The organism is Streptomyces sp. NPDC005866, assembly GCF_040629895.1.
Classification (GTDB): domain Bacteria; phylum Actinomycetota; class Actinomycetes; order Streptomycetales; family Streptomycetaceae; genus Streptomyces.
This window is the reverse complement of record NZ_JBEXWP010000013.1, coordinates 136,827-153,621: the sequence shown is the minus strand read 5'-3', so window position 1 is coordinate 153,621 and position 16,795 is coordinate 136,827. Positions and strand designations below refer to the sequence as shown.

Below are 16,795 nucleotides of genomic sequence, written 5' to 3'. Positions count from 1 at the left end.
GGAGTGCTTACCTCCGTCAGACGGGTGCCGCCACTTCCTCGCCGAGCACGAAGCCGGGGTCGATCTGCGCCGCCAGGTCGACCCCGGTGCGCTCATTGCCCCACGACTCGGCGTTCTTCAGATGGAAGTGGACCATCTGTCGGGTGTAGCGCTCCCAGTCCCGCAGCTCGTACGTCGCGTCGGCGGCGACCTTGAGGGTGCGCAGGGCACGGGAGTTGGCGTCCTCCAGGAGCTGGAACCGGGGCGGGCGGCCCTTCTCCATGGCGCGTACCCAGTCCGAGTACCCGACCGTGACCAGCAGGTCGTCCCCGACCTCCGCGCGGAGGAAGTCGATGTCGTCCTGCCCCTGCACCTTGTTGCCGACGACCTTCAGCACGACGCCGAAGTCCCGGGCGTACTCCTTGTACTGGCGATAGACGGAGACCCCCTTCCGGGTCGGCTCGGCGACGAGGAACGTGATGTCGAAGCGGGTGAACATGCCGGAGGCGAAGGAGTCCGAACCCGCCGTCATGTCGACCACGACGTACTCGTCGGGGCCGTCGACGAGGTGGTTCAGGAACAGCTCCACCGCTCCCGTCTTGGAGTGGTAGCAGGAGACCCCCAGGTCGGCGTCCGTGAAGGGCCCGGTGACCATCAAACGGACGGCGCCGCCGTCGAGTTCCACCGGGCGCGCACAGGCGTCGTACACCGGATTGGGCTCCCGCACCCGGACCAGCCGCGAGCCCGCACCGGGCGGGGTGGTCTTGATCATCGTCGCGGCGGAGGCGATGCGCGGGTTGTGTCCGCGCAGATAGTCCTTGATCACGGAGAGCTGCTCGCCCATCGCGGGCAGCGCCGCCGACTCCGTCTCATCGAGGCCGAGCGCGGGGCCCAGGTGCTGGTTGATGTCGGCGTCGATGGCGACGACCGGCGCGCCGGCGGCCGCGAGATGGCGGATGAGCAGGGAGGAGAGCGTTGTCTTGCCGCTGCCGCCCTTCCCGACGAAAGCAATTCTCATGTGCACGAAGAGTAGTCAAGTGATAGCGGCATGTGTCGGCCTAAGTGAAGAAGACCACTCCTTCGTGGAGGGGCGGGCATGAGGTTTGTAGGGTCGTACTCATGAGTACGACAGGTGCGACCGCCGATCCGCTCGCGGCCCTGGGCTCGCTGCCCGGTGTGGCCGAGTCCGTGGAGTCCGTGCGCAAGGCCGTGGACCGGGTCTACGGGCACCGGGTCATGCGACGCCGCAGCAACGCCGTCACTTCCGAGGCCGCGCTGCGCGCCGCCCGGGGCAGCGCGGCGCTGTCCGGCGCCGACTGGGCACTGGAGGAGGTCCGGCGGCGCACAGACTTCGGTGTCGACGACGACGCGCGTGTGGTGGGCGCGGCCCTGCGGCTGACCGCCGAGGCGGGCCAGCTGCTGTCCATCTGGCGGCAGTCACCCCTGCGCGTGCTGGCCCGGCTGCACCTGGTGGCGGCCGCGACCGATGACGACGAGGTGGGCCGGCCGCGCCGTGCCGCTGAAGGCGTCGACGAGCCGCTGATCGAGCTGCCGCTGCCGGACGCCGACGAGGTGTCGGGGCGCCTCGACGGGCTCTCTGGGCTGATCATCGCCGGGAGCTCCGCGCCCGCGCTGGTGACGGCCGCCGTGGTGCACGGCGAACTGCTCGCGCTGCGGCCCTTCACCTCGCACAACGGGCTGGTCGCGCGTGCCGCCGAGCGGATCGTGCTGATCGGTAGCGGCCTCGACCCCAAGTCGGTCTGCCCCGCCGAGGTGGGCCACGCCGAACTGGGGCGCGCGTCCTATCTGGCGGCCCTGGACGGCTATGTCTCGGGCACTCCGGAGGGCATGGCGGCCTGGATCGCGCACTGCGGCCGCGCGGTCGAACTGGGGGTGCGGGAGTCGACCGCGGTGTGCGAGGCGCTCCAGCGCGGGGCGGCGTAAGGGGCTCGCAAGGCTGCGGAAAAGGGTTGCGGCGGTACGAGTCCTCGTACCGCCGCTGGCATGTTCACCCGGTTACCAGGCGTCCTCGAAATGTCGCCCATCAGGTCGGGTACTTTGCCCGTCACCTGGTGCGGCTGGCCCGTAATCGACGGGTCGACGTCGCGTGGGTGCCCGATGTCCATGCTCGGTCCGTGGGGCCAGATGCGTTTTAAAGGTGATCCTCGCGGATGTCCTTTGGTCTCGCGGGCCGCTAACCCCTTTGTACTGCAAGACTGGAGCAAGCGGAACCCCTGCCTGCAGTTCTTTACTTTTGGGTTCAAAGACGTACTAAGTCGAACTAAAGGTGCCAATGGGCCGTCTATGGGCCGAACGGGTGAAAGTCGGGGCGGGTTGCCGGTTCAGACGATCGAGTTCCGGCGCCGGCTCGCGTACCAGACCAGGCCCGCGGTGGCGGCCGCCGCTCCTATCGCTGCCGCGGCGACCAGGGCCGGGCGCGGGGGAGCGGAGATTCGCTGCTTGAGCCGTACCGGACGGTGGAAGTCCAGGATCGGCCAGTCCCGCGCGAGGGCCTCACGGCGCAGCGCCCGGTCCGGGTTCACGGTGTGCGGATGTCCGACGGCCTGGAGCATCGGGAGGTCGGTCACCGAGTCGCTGTACGCGTAGCAGCGTTCGAGGTCGTACCCCTCGGAGGCGGCCAGCTCCCGGACCGCCTCGGCCTTCGTCGGACCGTACGCGTAGTACTCCACCTCGCCGGTGTAGCAGCCGTCGTCGCCGACGACCATGCGGGTGGCCACCACCCGGTCGGCGCCCAGCAGTTCGCCGATCGGCTCGACGACCTCGGCGCCCGAGGTGGACACGATGACGACGTCCCGGCCGGCCCGGTGATGCGCCTCGATGAGGGAGGCGGCCTCGTCGTAGATGATCGGGTCGATCAGGTCGTGCAGGGTCTCGGCGACGATCTCCTTGACCTGCTGGACATTCCAGCCACGGACCAGACCGGACAGGTATGCGCGCGTGCGCTCCATCTGGTCGTGGTCCATACCGCCGACCAGGAACACGAACTGGGAGTACGCGTTGCGCAGCGCCGCCCTGCGGTTGATCAGACCGCCTTGGTAGAAGGACTTGCTGAAGGTGAGCGTGCTCGACTTCGCAATGACCGTCTTGTCCAGGTCAAAGAAGGCCGCTGTGCGGGGCAAGGAGTGGTTTTCCACCCCCTGAGCATAGGGGCCCACCATTCGGCGTAAGGTGCGGCGCGTGGGTTTGCCTGAGAGGGCTCTCGGGTACACCATGGAAGTCACGGATCGTTCGCGACCGTGCTAACCCGGTCCGGCTCCTCCCCCCCCGAGTCGGCCGTGGAGACGACCCCCACTCTCCCCCCCGGTGGGGGTCGTCGCATGTCCGGACGCATTTTTCCTCTCCTCTCCGGGCCCTGAGACCTTGGTTGGGCGGCTGCGGCCGCCCGTCTCGCATACCCGCGATCCGTCACGTTGGGTAACCGTAGTGCTGCTCTGTGGAAGTCGCACAGAGCCCAGAACGGGCCTCACCGGTATGGGTGACAGCGATATTCACAACCATCGAGTTGTCCACAGTTTTGGACCAAGATCCACACGATTTCCGGGTTCGCTGCACCGTGATTCCAGCGCGCTCCGGCGGCGGCGAGTTCATGGCCGGTTCCGATTGTCGGGCGCCAATGGCCGGTTTCTGTCGGCCGTGCATATGGAGGCCGCCTGCCGGCTCTTCACACGTATGGGAATCGCGTGGCCGCCGAGGCCCCGCGCGAGAACGCAGCCAAGGGGGAAGCTCACGTGGCCGGAACTGTCACCCACGAACCACCGTCCGCCGCCTCGGGACGGCCCGGACGCCCGATGATCGTCACCGAGGACGCCGAACTCCTCGATGACCTGTTGCGCCTGTGCGCGGCGGCCGGCGCCAAACCCGAGGTCCACCACGGGCTACCGGAACGCGGCGGCGGCTGGGAGTCCGCCCCGCTCGTCCTGGTCGGCGACGACGCCGCCCGCCGGGTGCGCGGGGCCGCGCGCCGGCGCGGGGTGGTGCTGGTCGGCCAGGACCAGGACGACCCCGATGTGTGGAAACACGCCGTGGAGATCGGCGCGGACCACGTCCTGATGCTGCCCGACGGCGAGCAGTGGCTCGTGGACCGGATCGCCGACGTCGTCGAGGGCGTGGGCCGCCCGGCCCTCACCGTCGGGGTGATCGGCGGCCGGGGCGGGGCTGGTGCCTCCACGCTGGCCTGCGCGCTGGCCGTCACCTCCGCGCGGGAGGGACTGCGCACCCTCCTCGTGGACGCGGATCCACTGGGCGGCGGAATCGACGTACTCCTCGGCGCCGAGACGGCCGAGGGCCTGCGCTGGCCCGCGTTCGCCGCCTCACGCGGCCGGCTCGGCAGCGGCGCCCTGGAGGAGTCGCTGCCGGAACTGCACTCGCTGAGGATCCTCAGCTGGGATCGCGGCGACAGCGTGGCGATCCCGCCGCCCGCCGTGCGCGCGGTGCTCGCCGCCGTCCGCCGGCGCGGCGGCACGGTCGTCGTCGACCTGCCGCGCCGCCTGGACGACGAGGTCGCCGAGGTCCTCACCCAACTCGACCTCGCCGTCCTGGTGGTCCCCGCCGAACTCCGCGCGATCGCCGCCGCCGGGCGGGTGGCGGCCACCGTCGGCATGGTCGTGCGCGACCTGCGGGTGGCGGTACGAGGCCCGTACGCACCGGGACTGGACGACCGCGAGGTGGCCCGGCTGCTCGGCCTGCCCCTGGCGGGCGAAGTTCCCGTCGAACCGGGCCTGTCCCGCCCGCACCGGAAACCGCCGGGATCCGCCGCACGCGGACCGCTGGCCCGCTTCTGCAAGGGCTTCTTGGAGCGCACGCTGGTCGAAGCGGGTGGCGTATGAGGCCCGGCAGCGCGGGCACGGACGGCCCGGCCCTGCTCGACGGGGTCCGGCGCTGGCTCGCCGAGAGCGGAGCCGAACCGACCCCGGCGCGCGTGGCGCAGGCGCTGCGCGCCCAGGGCAGGGTGCTCGGCGACGCGGAAGTCCTCGGCGCGGCCGAGCGGTTGCGCTCCGAACTGGTCGGCAGCGGCCCCCTGGAACCGCTGCTCGCCGATCCCACGGTCACCGACGTCCTGGTGTCCGCCCCGGACCGGGTCTGGGTGGACCGCGGCGGCGGACTGGAACTGACCCCGGTCGCCTTCCCGGACGCGGCGGCCGTACGACGCCTCGCGCAGCGGCTGGCCGCGGTGGCCGGGCGGCGCCTGGACGACGCACGGCCCTGGGCGGACGCCCGGCTGCCCGACGGCACCCGCCTGCACGCGGTCCTGCCCCCGGTGGCGGTCGGCTGCACCTGCCTGTCCCTGCGGGTGGTGCGACCGCGGGCGTTCACGCTCGACGAACTGGTAGCGGCCGGGACCGTGCCACCCGGCGGCGACCGGGTCCTGCGCGCGCTTGTGGCGGCCCGGCTCTCGTTCCTGGTCAGCGGTGGCACCGGCACCGGGAAGACGACCCTGCTGAGCGCGCTGCTCGGCCTGGTGGGCCCGGGGGAGCGGATCGTGCTCGCCGAGGACTCGGCGGAGCTCAGGCCGGAACACCCGCACGTCGTGCGGCTGGAGACCAGACCCGCCAACCAGGAGGGGGCCGGCCTGGTCACCCTGGAGGACCTGGTCCGGCAGGCGCTGCGGATGCGCCCCGACCGGCTGGTCGTCGGCGAGGTGCGCGGCCCCGAAGTGGTGCATCTGCTGGCCGCGCTCAACACCGGGCACGAGGGCGAGTGCCTGCCCTAAGCGTACATGAGAGAGGCGGCTCAGCGAAGAAGCGTGGACACGCCCAACTCCGCTGGTCACAGCCCTAGTTGGCCTCAGTCCCAGCGCCCTTGCGGCACGGGCTCAGCCAGCCACGAAGTACCCACGGCCGCTGACGACGTACACCAGCCCCTCAGCGCGCAGGCTGGCCAGGGCGCGGGTAGCGGTCGACTGCGACACGTCGAATTCAGCAGCAAGCGCCACAGTGCCCGGCAGTCGCTCACCGGGGCGATAGGTGCCAGCGCGAATGCGTCGCCTGATCTCTGCCGCTAGCTGTGGCCAGTGCGGCTCAGCCCTATTGATCTCCACCTAGTCAGCCTGCGAGCAATTCACCCAACGCGCTATCGAGGTAGTCAGGTACCGAGGTAGTCTGAGCAGGACAAAAAGGCGCCCCGGCGGGAAGGGTGGAAGCTTCCGCGCCGGGGCTTACCGACTGGATTGGAGTCGGCATGGCTGAGCCTATCGACGGACAGCGTGGAGCCAACCCCGTGGAGATGCACGAGCGCTTGCGGCGCCTGCCGTGGACGAGCCTGGACGGCAAGGCGGAGTACGTGACACCGGGCGGCGGCGTGATCAACCAGATTGCCGACAGCACCGAAGCCCACATCATCAGCATGGCGCGCGAGGATGCAGCCAGCGCGCTGGTCATATTGGAGCGCCCGGAAGCGAGCCGCGCTGAACTCGCCGAAGTCGTAGGCAAGTTGGCCAGCGCAGTGAATGACGTTGCCCACGTGGCGGAGCTGCGCGGCGAACGGCTCAATGAGCCTGCGTATGACGTGGCGACACGAGCGCTGGCGGCAGCGTTGCGCAAATCGCTCCCAGGGTGGGGACATGAGTGAGCGCACCGTTCCGGAATCAGCTGTCATTTGGTACACGCTGGCAAGCGGCATGCTGGAAACCCCTCTCAGCGCGGACGAGGCAAATTACGTCCTGGCACGCGTAGTTGAGTCGCTGGGAGAGGTGTTGCCGCTAGCGATTGCTGCCGTCGACCCCAGCCGGACCGCTGATCTTCAGTCATGGCGAGAGGCGGCGGCAGAAATCAGCGCGGCAATGCAGCAGATGCGAACATAGGCACGCGCCAGAGAAGCCCCGTAGCGGCTCCAGGAAATATCCAGGGGCACTACGGGGCTTCGTCGTGTGCTCAGCGGCAATTTCGGGCGCTTAAGGCTGGGCTTGCAGAAACGCGTCACACAGCGACGGCATAGGATGCATCATCGTCCTATGCTTGCGAATCTGTTGCCAGGGTTGCGCCACTTCCGTACGCCGTTCGCTGTTGGGGCGTTGCTAGCGTTCCAAATTTGGCTAATCTTCGGAAATTCGTTGCCTGCACGCGGTCAGGCACACGGGATCTTGCACCGCATGTATTCGCTAGGAGAGACAGCGGGAAGGCCGATCGTTACCGCCGTTATTGCTTTCCTGCTTTACCTTATCGGCGACATTGCGAAACTGACATCAGATCAATTCGCGAAAATCACCAAACAACTGCACAAGAAATTCGACCTTCTGTCTTACGAATCGGGCCTCAGACTCGTTCTCTTCGCGATTACGGCTTACCCAATCGTCGCAAACGCGATCCCAACTGAAGAAGTTAATGACTTGGCGCGTAAAATGAGGACGGAGTTCCCTGCGTTGCGTGTACGTCTCATTGCGAGTCATGGAGACATTTACCTAGAACAGGATCGTCTGAACTCGGAGGCCGAGTTTCGGTTGAACGTGGCTCTATTTTCGATTAGTAGTTGGTTCGTTCTAGCCGCCGCCTGGTCACCCTGGTTTCTCTTTGGCCTGGTTGCTTCAGGAATCTTGTACCGAAATGGTCTCCGCGCACTACGCGAGGCTAACTCCCTCATCGTAGAAGCTGTTGTTGGACGACTTATCACATCAGACTTTTACGAGGGTGCGGCACAGCATGCCCAGGGGGGTGACCGAAGTGTACGCGCCCAAGGCAGTGATGATGTGGCGCGCTGAAAACAGCAGACACGTTGCCGACGCGTAGCAGAAGTGCCGGGAGTCAATCGAGCGCCAACCTGTATTCCGCGCTGTAGCTCAAGAACATGGCAGCGAGCAGGGCCGACCATTTCAGGATGGAATCGGTTTTCAATGTCTCATTTTCCAATTTATGGGCCGGAGCCGGCTGAAAATTGGCCCCTCTACGCGGAATCGCCGTCGATTTTCGCCGCGTAGCGTTTCGCCGCATCCGCTGTAAGGAATTCATGAGTGGCATTCTCGGCAGCCACGCGCCGGATCATGTCCGCTTCCGCCTCGCTGAGCATGACGTGCGCCAGCAGGAACGGGATTCCAAGCTGAGGCAACAGCGCCAGCGAATCGGCCAGACCGCCGTACGGGAACGCCTCGCGGGGGCTAGGAGCGTTCTTAGTGTGACGGCGTAGGGCAATGCCCCTGGAAAGCCTCTCGACGAGGCGGTACGATCCTGCGTTATGGACGCAGGACTAGCAGCCGTATGCGGTGCGCTGGCGGGCTCGCTTGGCACAATTGGCGCAGCGCTAGCTTCCGGGCGCGCGCAAAGGGCAGGTGTCGAAATTGCTGCACGCGCAGATCATCGAAAGTCCCGGCGTGAGCCGCGAGAAGCCGTGTACAAGAAGTTCATAGCTTCCGTTGTTGTCTTATTCGACTGGGAGTACTACGACGACGAGCCCAACCAGGATGACGAGCTACACCAGCTATTGCTAGTCATCAGGGATGCATGGTCAGACGTCGCTCTCGCTGGACCGACAAAGATCACAGCTCCGTCTGAACGTGTCGTGGATGCGTGCGTCGCCTTTCGCAGAGCGGTACGAGAGAGAGCCGGGAATGATTTCCGGACACCCAGGACATGGGTGTCCAATGCACGCGACGAAATATCAGCGCAACTTGCCCTATTCGTGGATGCTGCCCAGATAGCACTGGACGATGACGGGTCGCGTCGCCGATTCAGGGGGTAGGCGGTTTCCGCTATTAAAATGGCCGGTCGGCTCGACTAGCGTGCCAGGAAAGCGCCATGAACCGACCGACCAACCAGGCCCGCACAAACCCGAGGTCAATTACGCTAAGTTTGCTGACGGGGCGTCAGGTATGGGCTCGCCGGCCCGGATTTCGCATCTTTATGCAGAAATCGACGGCTATTTAACTAGACCCCCCGGGTCAGAATTTCGCAGTGATGTTTCTCGCCATGGGGGCCGGGTCCCTGGGGCGCAGGCCGCTGGAGTCTCGATGGCGCCCCCCCCTCTCGCATACATATGCGGAATTACCGCATATCCGGTGGCCTAACCCGACTGCGTAGCGTCACCATTCCCGCTGATGGAATGGTCAGCGGTGGCGCCGGTCGGCGCTCCCTGGTGGGTCAGTCGATAGAGCGCCTTGAATGCGCCGAGTACCGCCATGCGCTCGTAAGGATCTCTCGGCGTAACGGTGGTGCTTTCCAGCGTCCGCAGCGCCGAAAGGGCAGCAATGTTTGTTGTCATCGGTGTTCCCCTTCCTAAGAAAGAGAGCCACTGTGTCAGAGCGTTACCCCAACACAGTGGCTCTCAGTTCATGTGTGCGTCAGCGCTTAGGCAAGGACCTGGTTAAGGCCCGTGCCGCTGATAACGCTGATGGACTGCGGGTAACGCGCAGCCTGAAACGCCGCATAGTTGTGCAGTCGCAGGAACAGCGAGAGCTGGTTCGCATAAGTCTGCTGGAAAGCACCCGGCTGAATAACGCCTTCCCACGCATAGACGTCATCGGCCTTAAGGACAATGATCCGGTCCTCGTCGCTGCCCGTGCCCTTGTTGGTCGGAATGTTCGGGTCCAGATAAACCGGCAGACCAGCAAACGTGCCCACCGGGCCCTCAGCGTTCAGATCCGGGCCGAGCAGACCAGGCGCGTTAAAGGCACCGCCAGCCGCAGGCACGATAACCGGCCGGTTGCTGGTGTCGACCTGCGCCAGCGCCCATGCCCAACGGCGAGGGTGCATGACGATTGCCGTGGGCGCTGCGAATCGCGTAGACCAAATCTTGGAAATTGCGCTAGCCACAGCGGTGTAAAGGCTTCCGGTTCCCGTCAGCGTCGTACCGGTGAACGTCACGGAGTTAGTACCGGCCACCGTCAGAATGCCGGTCGGCTGGCCAGCGGAGCCGGAGCCAGTCAGGTACAGCGAATCGAGATTCTGAGCGTACGCGGCGGCCAGATCCGAAAGGATTACCTCATCCGTCCGAATGGGGCTCTGCTCAATCATCTGAAGAGACGCCACCTGCCCACCGGCCACGGTGAAAACCGGGGCGCTGATAGACGTGGTCTGCATGTCAGTGACCTGAATTTGCGTATTCTGCGTGCCCTGAACAGCCGTCGCAGTTCCGCCGGAAACCTTCGGAATATTGATCACGTCCGTGCCAGCGGGCAGCGGATTGGTGGTCACCAGGTCGGCAAAGGTCCGGTGAGGTCGGGCGTAGCGGACGTACTGGTCAACGATCCACGCGGGAGGCACGAATTCGCCGCCGCTACCGTCGGTCGTGTTGATACCGACCGACGATCGCTGTTCGGCGTTGTTCCGCTCCAGCCGCTTACGCGCCTCGCTGTCGCCGGTCTGCGCAACGCGCGCAAGGTCGAGGAAATAGGAATTCCGGCCCTCGCGGGGATAGGTGGTCGGCTCGGTAACGCGGGCGGAAGCGGTCAGCATAGATGCTCCAGAGTGGTTGTTACGGGCGGCAGGGGCGTAGCGGACAGCCATAGGGGCGGCGGCATCGTCAGCGCGCTGCTGCTCTTCAAGTTCGGTAATGCGCTCATCGAAAGCGCGTATTTCAGCCTCGATGCCGTCGAACATCGTGCGCTGACCGGTTGTCATTCCCTTGCTGCGCTTAGCGTCAGCGAGAATGGCGTCCAGGGCATCGCGCTTGTCGCTGCGGCGTGCCTTGATCTGAGCAATCATCGTTGCTCGGTCCATACTTAGTCTCGTTTCTTCGCGAAGAAAGCCGGTACGCCTCGCTACGGCCAGCGGCAGTGTGTGGATTCGCACGGTGCGGCTACGCAGTGCGGCGCCGTAGCTCACGCTCATAAGCGGCACGGCACGGCTTACAGCGGTAGTGGTGCTGGCGTTCCCGATGCTTTCGGGGCGCTGGCGTGAATTCGCTGACGTGCTTGTAGCGTTCGCATGCTGCACAGCGCAGGAGCGGCCAGCTATGCGCGTCGGAATTCGAGGACATTGGAGATCTCCGCGCGCGCAGCGCTGTGCTCGGCAGGCGTAACGCTGCTCAGCTTGTCCACCAGCGTGCGGGCATCATCACGCGAAAGCCCACGACGCATAAGCGCGTCGACAAAATCGCTCTTGGCGTCTTCGCTGCGCTGGTGCATATCGCGGGTGCCGGTCTCAAGATTGGTCATCAGGTTCACCCCCCTGCGGCCGGTCGACGTGCGCGATAGGCCATTACGGCACCGCCCAACTGGCGCTCTACCGTCGCGCGGCGCAGCTCCGTTCCGGCGTTGATCAACATGCAGAGGAATTCGACGTCCGGATTTACCGCACCGTCGACAACAGCGCCGGTTTCCTCGATGTGGTCAATGACCTGATTGGTGAGCCGGTTTAGTTTCTGACGGAGCGTCAGGCTGTATTCCACCGTTTCATCGTCCGGCTGACCAGCGCGCGGAGTCTGTGACGGACCAGGCTTAGGAGAAAAATGGCGCCGCTCAATCTCTTCACTCATATGGGTTGGTTTTCTTTGTTAGTTGGGTGCGGCGCCGCTCAGCAGCGAGCCGGAAAAGAAAAATGCCCGGCGCGGGAATCCCCACTAGGCGGCAACCTGGGGACTCCTGCACCGGGCAAGATCTAGGGTGCGAGGGTTGCCGCTCTCGCTGTCGGGTGGGCAGTGCTCAAGCCCCGGGGAAAAGGAAGCCGTAGGCATCTCTCCCGGGGGCGAGCAATGCGCACCCTCAATGCCACTGGAGCGCAAGCACTTCGCGCGCTGGGCACTTTTGGTACCCAATCCGAAGATCACCGAGAGACTTTACTCAGAGATTGCAAATGCATTGCCTAAACATGGGAATTGCAGCGTGCCAGCGGATAGGGGGTGCAGTGCCGGAAGCGCTGAGAGGCTTTGTGGGCGGCTTGGAGAGGCTGGCCGGAGGCATTGACCGGAGGGGCTGTCAGCGGGCCGGAGAACGGCGCACAGGGCCTCTGCGGGCCACCTCTTGGCATTCCGCCAGTTCCCCGGTTGGTCGGCTGCACAGCGCGGGTGGCCGCTGAGTGGCGAAGTGGTGTTTGTGGTCCTCAGTTTGGGTCCTCTATAGAGTTTCTTATGTCTTATTGATTACACGTCTCAAAACACCACTACATCACTAGGGCACCACTCTGCGCTGTCTGAGCTGGGAAGATAGGAACGTAGATGATGGTGCGTCAGGGGTCGCTTTCGTGTAGCTGCAATTTCCCCGGCTTTAATTCCAGGGATGCTCGGCCCGCCCCTCAGCGGCGCCGGAGATACGCAGCGCGGAAACGGCATGCGTCGCTGTGATACTTCGCCGGTCGGCCGGTCGCGCTGATTACAACGGTCTCCGAGCAATCCGGGTTTCCGCACTCTCGGCCCTTAACCTGCCCGCTGACCAGTACCTTTATCTTCAGGATGGTGTCCCATAGCTCTGCGGCGCTGGCATCCTTAGTGACCAGCGGCCAAGTCATTTCTTCGGCCTGGTCCAGCAGCCGGACAATCTCAGTGGCAGTCGCTTGGTTCATGGCGGGGTCCTTTCTCGGGTTTTCTGCGCTGTTGGCGTACACGAAAGGTGGTCCACGTAAAGCCGTGTGATTCCACGTTGTGCCGTGTGTTCCCACACCGGTTCGTGCAATTGCACGCTTGGGGCGTGTACTGCACGGCATTCCGTGTACATCGGTACTGGAGCGCAAACACTTCCTCGGATTAACGTGGAGAGCGGCCACTGCGACACATGCAAAAAGGGCCCTTCCCGGTTTCCCAGGAAGAGCCCTAACACGTTGATCAGGCAGCCACAGTGCGACGCTTCCGGCGCCTCTCGCCGTTGCGGATATCGGCATTGGCCACGATGTTGCGCGCGATCCTCACCAGATCGTATGCGCGCTCAGCGGCCAGCGGACCGCCCGTAATTGCGCTGTGGGCGCCTTGCTCGGCGCTGTCCAGCAAGCTGCGAAGTGCCTTGATTTCCTCGGCGCTCATGTGGACCCCTCTCCCGTTGGATGCGCCTTGCCCCCTCGCTGGAGCGCAGGCACTTCCTCGTAACTCCGTGGCGCTCTGCGGGCATGAGAGAGCCCCGGACGGGCGCCAGGGTCCATCCGGGGCTGTAAGCGGCTCAGCGAGGCGCACAGGGCATGAGAAAGCCCCGCCGGGCCGGAGGGACCCAACGGGGCTGAAAGAGGCTCAGGGGGCGCCTAGTCGAGTAGGCCGCTTTCCTCCATGGCTACGGCTGCAAGCGCGCCTGTCGCCGGGTCATCGCGCCACCATGCCGGACCCTCGAATTGGACGGAGACCCGCGACGGGTCGAATCGCTTAGGTGCGCCGGGAGTTGCCGGACGGACCACCACGCGCGTTCCCAAGTCGGCCAGCAAGCCCCGGCGCCCTTCCTCGTCGCGCCGCTCCCATTCGTCGGCCACGGTGCCGCCAGCGTCCACCCAACGGCCCTTAGCGTGAGCGGCTTCCGCCTGTAGTTCGGTCTCCCGCTTTTCCAGCGCGGTTAGCTGTCCGATGACTGCCCGTGCCGCAGCGCCGTTCGGGGTGAGACCCGCGAGGTTTCCCGCCAGCCGTTCAATCTGGCCGGATACTTCGGAGAGCTGGAGTACCGCGCTGCCGTCAGCTTCAGCCCAGCGCATAAGTGCCAGGCTGCCGAACCGCTCCAGATAATCGGCGGTCACCAACTCTTCGAGATTCCGGGCAATGATGACGTTCGGCCGGTGAATTCCTCGCTTACCCACGCCTGCCCGGCATACGTAGGTCGAGTAATCCTTGCCCTTCACCTCTCGCCGTTGCCGGTACATCGGCCCGTCACACTCCGAGCATTGCGCAATGTGCAGCAACAGGGCCTTGCCCGTCCGCTCACTGCCACGACCCTTGGCCTTACCGTCGAGAATGGCGCGTACGGCGGACCAGGTTTCAGCGCTGAGGATTTCCGGTCCCGCTGATACCGGCTTGCCCTCAGCATCCAATACCGGCTGATTCGTAAGCGCGCTCCGCTTTTCTCCGGGAACGGACTGCACAAGCCAGCCACGGACGGCGGGGGTATAGAGAACATCCCGTAGCGTCGTTGAGTGCCAGCGCTGCCCGCGCAGCTTCCGCCCGTCCCGCTGTCGGGCATGGTCAGCCGGAGGCAGAATTCCCCGGTCATTCAGGTCACGGGTAAGGCTGGTCAGTGATGCGCCGTGATTGATGAGCTTGTCTGCACAGTCCCGCAGAATTGCCGCCGCTGGCTCATCAATGGTCCATCGCTTGTTGTTGATCGGCCCGCTGACCGTGTAGCCGTACGGTGCGAGTCCCCCCAGGTGGTTTCCGCGTGAGCGGAAATGCTTCTTGCTGTCCGTGATCCGGGCCTTAATCATGTCCCGCTCGTACTCAGCGAAAGCGGCGAGAACATTGATGATGATGGAGGCGTTCTCCGGGGACACCACGCCATCGGCCGTGACAATCGTTGTCTTGGTCGAATTGGCAGCGCGCAAAAGTCGCTGGAATTCCAAGACGCTGCGCGCGTATCGGTCAAGCTTTGCGGCGAGCACGAAATCAGCGCGCGGAAGCCAGGAAAGAACCTCGCGCATTCCGGGCCGGTCTTCCAGGCGGCTTGCTCCGCTGACGTTTGTGTCCGTGGCGATGTGCACCACTTCCCATCCGCGCTGTTCGGCGTATGCCTTACAGGCGGCAATTCGGTGGTCTGGGGCTTCCTCTGCGAACAGGCGGGAGAGTCGGTCGTATATGACGCAGGTGGGCTTTCTCATGGTGTTGTCCCTGGAGCGCAACGGCTTCCCAACCCCGTGGAGGGTTAGGCGAGGCACTCGGGCGGCTGCGGCACGGTGCACGCCAACGCGGCCGCGGACGTCCCCGCGCGCCTGGAGGCACTCGGTACGGCCGCCGGGCTCGACCGGGCCGCCCTGCACAGCCAGTTGGCAGCCGCGCTGTCGGTGGTGCTGCACCTCGTGCGAGACCGCGCGGGCCGGAGGCGGATCGCCGAGGTGCATGTGCTGGAGCGGGATCCCTCCGGGCTGGTGCGGACGGTACCGGCGCTGCGCTGGGGCGCGGAGGCCTTTGTGCGTGAGCCGGGGTGGGAGCGGCTGCGGGGGCTGCTGCGAAGTGACCTGAGTGATCTGTGAGTCCGAAGTGACCGACTGGTCTGTGAGGCCGAGGTGACTGAGTCATCCGGTCTGAAGTGGCCCGAGTTGTCTGTGAGTTGAAAGGGGTTTGTGCGATGGGTGAGATGACGGTGAGCGCGGCCGTGGTGTGCGGTGGGGTCATGGCGTGGCTCCTGGCCGAACGGCAGCGCGAGGTACGGCGGGCGCGGCTGCTGCTAGCCGGAGGCGGGGCGGTGGCGGCCGGACCACCCTCCTGGGAGCAGACGGTCGGGGAACTGCGCCGACTGCGGGGCCGTTGGCGGGGTGAGTGGTGGGCCCTGACCGTCGGCATCGCGCTCGCCCTTCTTGCCGCGTCGGTGCTTCCGGTCCTCGCGGGGGCGGCCGGCGTGCCGGTGCTGCGCCGGCTGCGACTGGCCCGTCGGGCGAGGCGGATCCGTCAGGCGCACGCCGACGCGGTGATCGCGCTGTGCGGGGCGCTCGCCGGCGAGGTGCGCGCGGGACGGCAGCCCGGTGAGGCGCTGGTGCGGGCCGCCCGGGACTCCGGCGGGCTCGGCGAGGCCCAGGCGGCCGTGGTCGCGGCGGCACGCTTCGGCGGGGACGTGCCGGCCGCGCTCGCGATGGCCGCACGCCAGCCGGGCGCCGACGGCCTGCTGGGGCTCGCGGCCTGCTGGCGGGTGGCCGTCGACCAGGGCGCCGGGCTCGCGGCCGGCCTCGACCGCCTGGAGGCGGCCCTGCGCGCCGAGCGGGACCAACGCGCCGACCTGCGAGCCCAGTTGTCCGGCGCCCGGGCCACCGCGGTGCTGCTCGCCGCGCTCCCCGCCCTCGGGCTCCTGCTCGGCTCGGCCATGGGCGCCGACCCGCTGCGCGTACTGCTGCACACCGGGGCCGGGCTGGGCTGTCTGGCCGTCGGAGCGGTGTTCGAGGGCGCCGGGATGTGGTGGGCGGCCCGGATCGTGCGGGGAGCTGAGGCGGCATGAGCGCGGAGGTAGTCCACAGGCTGGGGGTGACGGTCGCGGCGCTGCTGGCCCTGGGCTGGTCGGCGTGGCGGCTGGAGACGGCCAGGCGCCGGCGCTGGGCCCGGCGCAGGGTGGCCGGACTGCTGGCCGTGGAGATGGCGGAGCGGCGATCCGACGTCAGCGGTGCCGTCCGCAGGTGGCTGCCGGCGGCCGGGGTGGTGTGCGGCGGCTGGGTGCTGGTCGGTGGGGTCGCCGGGGTTCTGCTGGGGCTGGGCGTCGCCGTGGGGCTGTGGCAGTGGCGGCTCCGGGAGGGAGACGCGGGACGAGTGGCGCAGGCCGAAGCGTCCCAGGCCGCTCGCCAACTCCCGCTCGCCTCCGACCTGCTGGCCGCCTGCATCGCCGCCGGGGCGGGCCCGGTGGTGGCAGCCCAGGCCGTCGGCGAGGCACTCGGTGGACCTGTCGGGGAAGGCCTCGCGCGGGGTGCGGCGGAGGTCCGGCTGGGCGGTGAACCGGCCGAGGCCTGGCGGCGGTTGGCGGCACTGCCCGGAGCCGCTGCCCTCGCCCGGTTGCTGGAGCGCGCGGACGAGTCCGGGCTGCCGGCGGCCACCCCGGTCGCCCGGCTCGCCGCGGACGCCCGCGCGGAGTGGGCCAGGAGCGCGACCGTACGGGCGCGACGGGCAGCCGTGCTGATCTCCGCACCGGTGGGGCTCTGCTTCCTGCCCGCGTTCATCGCGGTCGGCGTCCTGCCCGTGGTGATCGGGCTGGCGGGCGGGGTGATGCGAGGGGGTGGTGGATGAAGGGGGCGATAGCGGGCCGTCAACAGGAACTTGTTACTGAATTCAAGGGAGT

At 66.5% G+C, this 16,795-nt stretch carries 18 protein-coding genes and 2 pseudogenes; 9 read left to right on the top strand and 11 right to left on the bottom strand.

Going from position 1 to position 16,795, the window contains the following annotated elements:
- Positions 1–16: 16 nt before the first annotated feature.
- On the bottom strand, positions 17–997 hold the full coding sequence (locus ABZ396_RS20990; RefSeq protein ID WP_358917792.1) for an ATP-binding protein: 981 nt from the start codon (positions 995–997) through the stop codon (positions 17–19).
- Between the two features lie 101 nt (positions 998–1,098).
- Here ABZ396_RS20990 and ABZ396_RS20985 point away from each other — a divergent pair, with 101 nt between their 5' ends.
- A complete protein-coding gene (locus ABZ396_RS20985; RefSeq protein WP_358917794.1) occupies positions 1,099–1,923 on the top strand; it encodes an oxidoreductase in 825 nt (274 codons plus the stop codon).
- Positions 1,924–2,321: 398 nt separating this feature from the next.
- Here ABZ396_RS20985 and ABZ396_RS20980 read toward each other — a convergent pair whose 3' ends face one another.
- Positions 2,322–3,158 carry an HAD-IB family hydrolase gene (locus ABZ396_RS20980; protein WP_358917796.1) on the bottom strand — a complete coding sequence of 279 codons (837 nt, stop codon included), beginning with the start codon at positions 3,156–3,158 and terminating at the stop codon, positions 2,322–2,324.
- Positions 3,159–3,728: 570 nt separating this feature from the next.
- Here ABZ396_RS20980 and ssd point away from each other — a divergent pair.
- Together ssd and ABZ396_RS20970 are read left to right on the top strand one after the other, a co-directional pair.
- Positions 3,729–4,826 (top strand): septum site-determining protein Ssd, encoded by a 1,098-nt coding sequence (gene ssd / locus ABZ396_RS20975; protein WP_358917798.1) that lies wholly within the window; start codon positions 3,729–3,731, stop codon positions 4,824–4,826.
- Positions 4,823–5,695: pseudogene (locus tag ABZ396_RS20970) on the top strand (TadA family conjugal transfer-associated ATPase); the annotation flags it as partial. The gene ssd and the pseudogene ABZ396_RS20970, both read left to right, overlap by 4 nt.
- 117 nt (positions 5,696–5,812) lie before the next feature.
- Here ABZ396_RS20970 and ABZ396_RS20965 read toward each other — a convergent pair.
- The gene (locus tag ABZ396_RS20965; RefSeq protein ID WP_358917800.1) at positions 5,813–6,037 is read right to left on the bottom strand and encodes a winged helix-turn-helix domain-containing protein; all 225 of its coding nucleotides are present in this window, start codon (positions 6,035–6,037) and stop codon (positions 5,813–5,815) included.
- A gap of 179 nt (positions 6,038–6,216) precedes the next feature.
- Between ABZ396_RS20965 and ABZ396_RS20960 the strand changes: the two genes are divergently transcribed.
- The 3 genes from ABZ396_RS20960 to ABZ396_RS20950 all read left to right on the top strand — a co-directional run bounded on the left by ABZ396_RS20960 (position 6,217) and on the right by ABZ396_RS20950 (position 7,693).
- Positions 6,217–6,567, top strand: a complete 351-nt coding sequence (locus ABZ396_RS20960; RefSeq protein WP_358917802.1) for a hypothetical protein — start codon at positions 6,217–6,219, stop codon at positions 6,565–6,567.
- Positions 6,560–6,799, top strand: a complete 240-nt coding sequence (locus tag ABZ396_RS20955; RefSeq protein WP_358917803.1) for a hypothetical protein — start codon at positions 6,560–6,562, stop codon at positions 6,797–6,799. Before ABZ396_RS20960 ends, ABZ396_RS20955 begins: the two co-directional genes overlap by 8 nt.
- A gap of 150 nt (positions 6,800–6,949) precedes the next feature.
- Positions 6,950–7,693 carry a hypothetical protein gene (locus tag ABZ396_RS20950; protein WP_358917805.1) on the top strand — a complete coding sequence of 248 codons (744 nt, stop codon included), beginning with the start codon at positions 6,950–6,952 and terminating at the stop codon, positions 7,691–7,693.
- 182 nt (positions 7,694–7,875) lie between these two features.
- On the opposite strand, the gene ABZ396_RS20945 is transcribed toward ABZ396_RS20950, so the two are convergent.
- The 8 genes from ABZ396_RS20945 to ABZ396_RS20910 all read right to left on the bottom strand — a co-directional run bounded on the left by ABZ396_RS20945 (position 7,876) and on the right by ABZ396_RS20910 (position 14,639).
- A complete protein-coding gene (locus ABZ396_RS20945; RefSeq protein WP_358917807.1) occupies positions 7,876–8,037 on the bottom strand; it encodes a hypothetical protein in 162 nt (53 codons plus the stop codon).
- Positions 8,038–8,988: 951 nt separating this feature from the next.
- Positions 8,989–9,186, bottom strand: coding sequence for a hypothetical protein (locus ABZ396_RS20940; protein WP_358917809.1), 198 nt, complete (start codon positions 9,184–9,186; stop codon positions 8,989–8,991).
- An 86-nt stretch (positions 9,187–9,272) separates the two neighbouring features.
- The gene (locus ABZ396_RS20935; protein WP_359185376.1) at positions 9,273–10,754 is read right to left on the bottom strand and encodes a phage major capsid protein; all 1,482 of its coding nucleotides are present in this window, start codon (positions 10,752–10,754) and stop codon (positions 9,273–9,275) included.
- Positions 10,755–10,876: 122 nt separating this feature from the next.
- Positions 10,877–11,080, bottom strand: coding sequence for a hypothetical protein (locus tag ABZ396_RS20930; protein WP_358917812.1), 204 nt, complete (start codon positions 11,078–11,080; stop codon positions 10,877–10,879).
- Positions 11,081–11,085: 5 nt separating this feature from the next.
- Entirely contained in the window at positions 11,086–11,400 is a 315-nt protein-coding gene (locus ABZ396_RS20925; protein WP_358917814.1) for a hypothetical protein, read from the bottom strand.
- Positions 11,401–12,155: 755 nt separating this feature from the next.
- Positions 12,156–12,422 (bottom strand): hypothetical protein, encoded by a 267-nt coding sequence (locus ABZ396_RS20920; RefSeq protein ID WP_358917816.1) that lies wholly within the window; start codon positions 12,420–12,422, stop codon positions 12,156–12,158.
- Positions 12,423–12,681: 259 nt separating this feature from the next.
- On the bottom strand, positions 12,682–12,876 hold the full coding sequence (locus tag ABZ396_RS20915; RefSeq protein WP_358917818.1) for a hypothetical protein: 195 nt from the start codon (positions 12,874–12,876) through the stop codon (positions 12,682–12,684).
- 212 nt (positions 12,877–13,088) lie between these two features.
- Complete coding sequence (locus tag ABZ396_RS20910) at positions 13,089–14,639, bottom strand: recombinase family protein (protein WP_358917820.1); 1,551 nt, start codon at positions 14,637–14,639, stop codon at positions 13,089–13,091.
- A gap of 60 nt (positions 14,640–14,699) precedes the next feature.
- On the opposite strand from ABZ396_RS20910, the pseudogene ABZ396_RS20905 reads away from it, so the two are divergent.
- The 3 genes and pseudogenes from ABZ396_RS20905 to ABZ396_RS20895 all read left to right on the top strand — a co-directional run.
- Positions 14,700–15,011, top strand: a pseudogene (locus ABZ396_RS20905) (ATPase, T2SS/T4P/T4SS family); the annotation flags it as partial.
- A gap of 104 nt (positions 15,012–15,115) precedes the next feature.
- A complete protein-coding gene (locus ABZ396_RS20900; RefSeq protein ID WP_358917893.1) occupies positions 15,116–15,967 on the top strand; it encodes a type II secretion system F family protein in 852 nt (283 codons plus the stop codon).
- On the top strand, positions 15,964–16,743 hold the full coding sequence (locus tag ABZ396_RS20895; RefSeq protein ID WP_358917822.1) for a type II secretion system F family protein: 780 nt from the start codon (positions 15,964–15,966) through the stop codon (positions 16,741–16,743). The genes ABZ396_RS20900 and ABZ396_RS20895 overlap by 4 nt, the downstream gene beginning before the upstream one ends.
- The last annotated feature ends 52 nt before the right edge of the window (positions 16,744–16,795 follow it).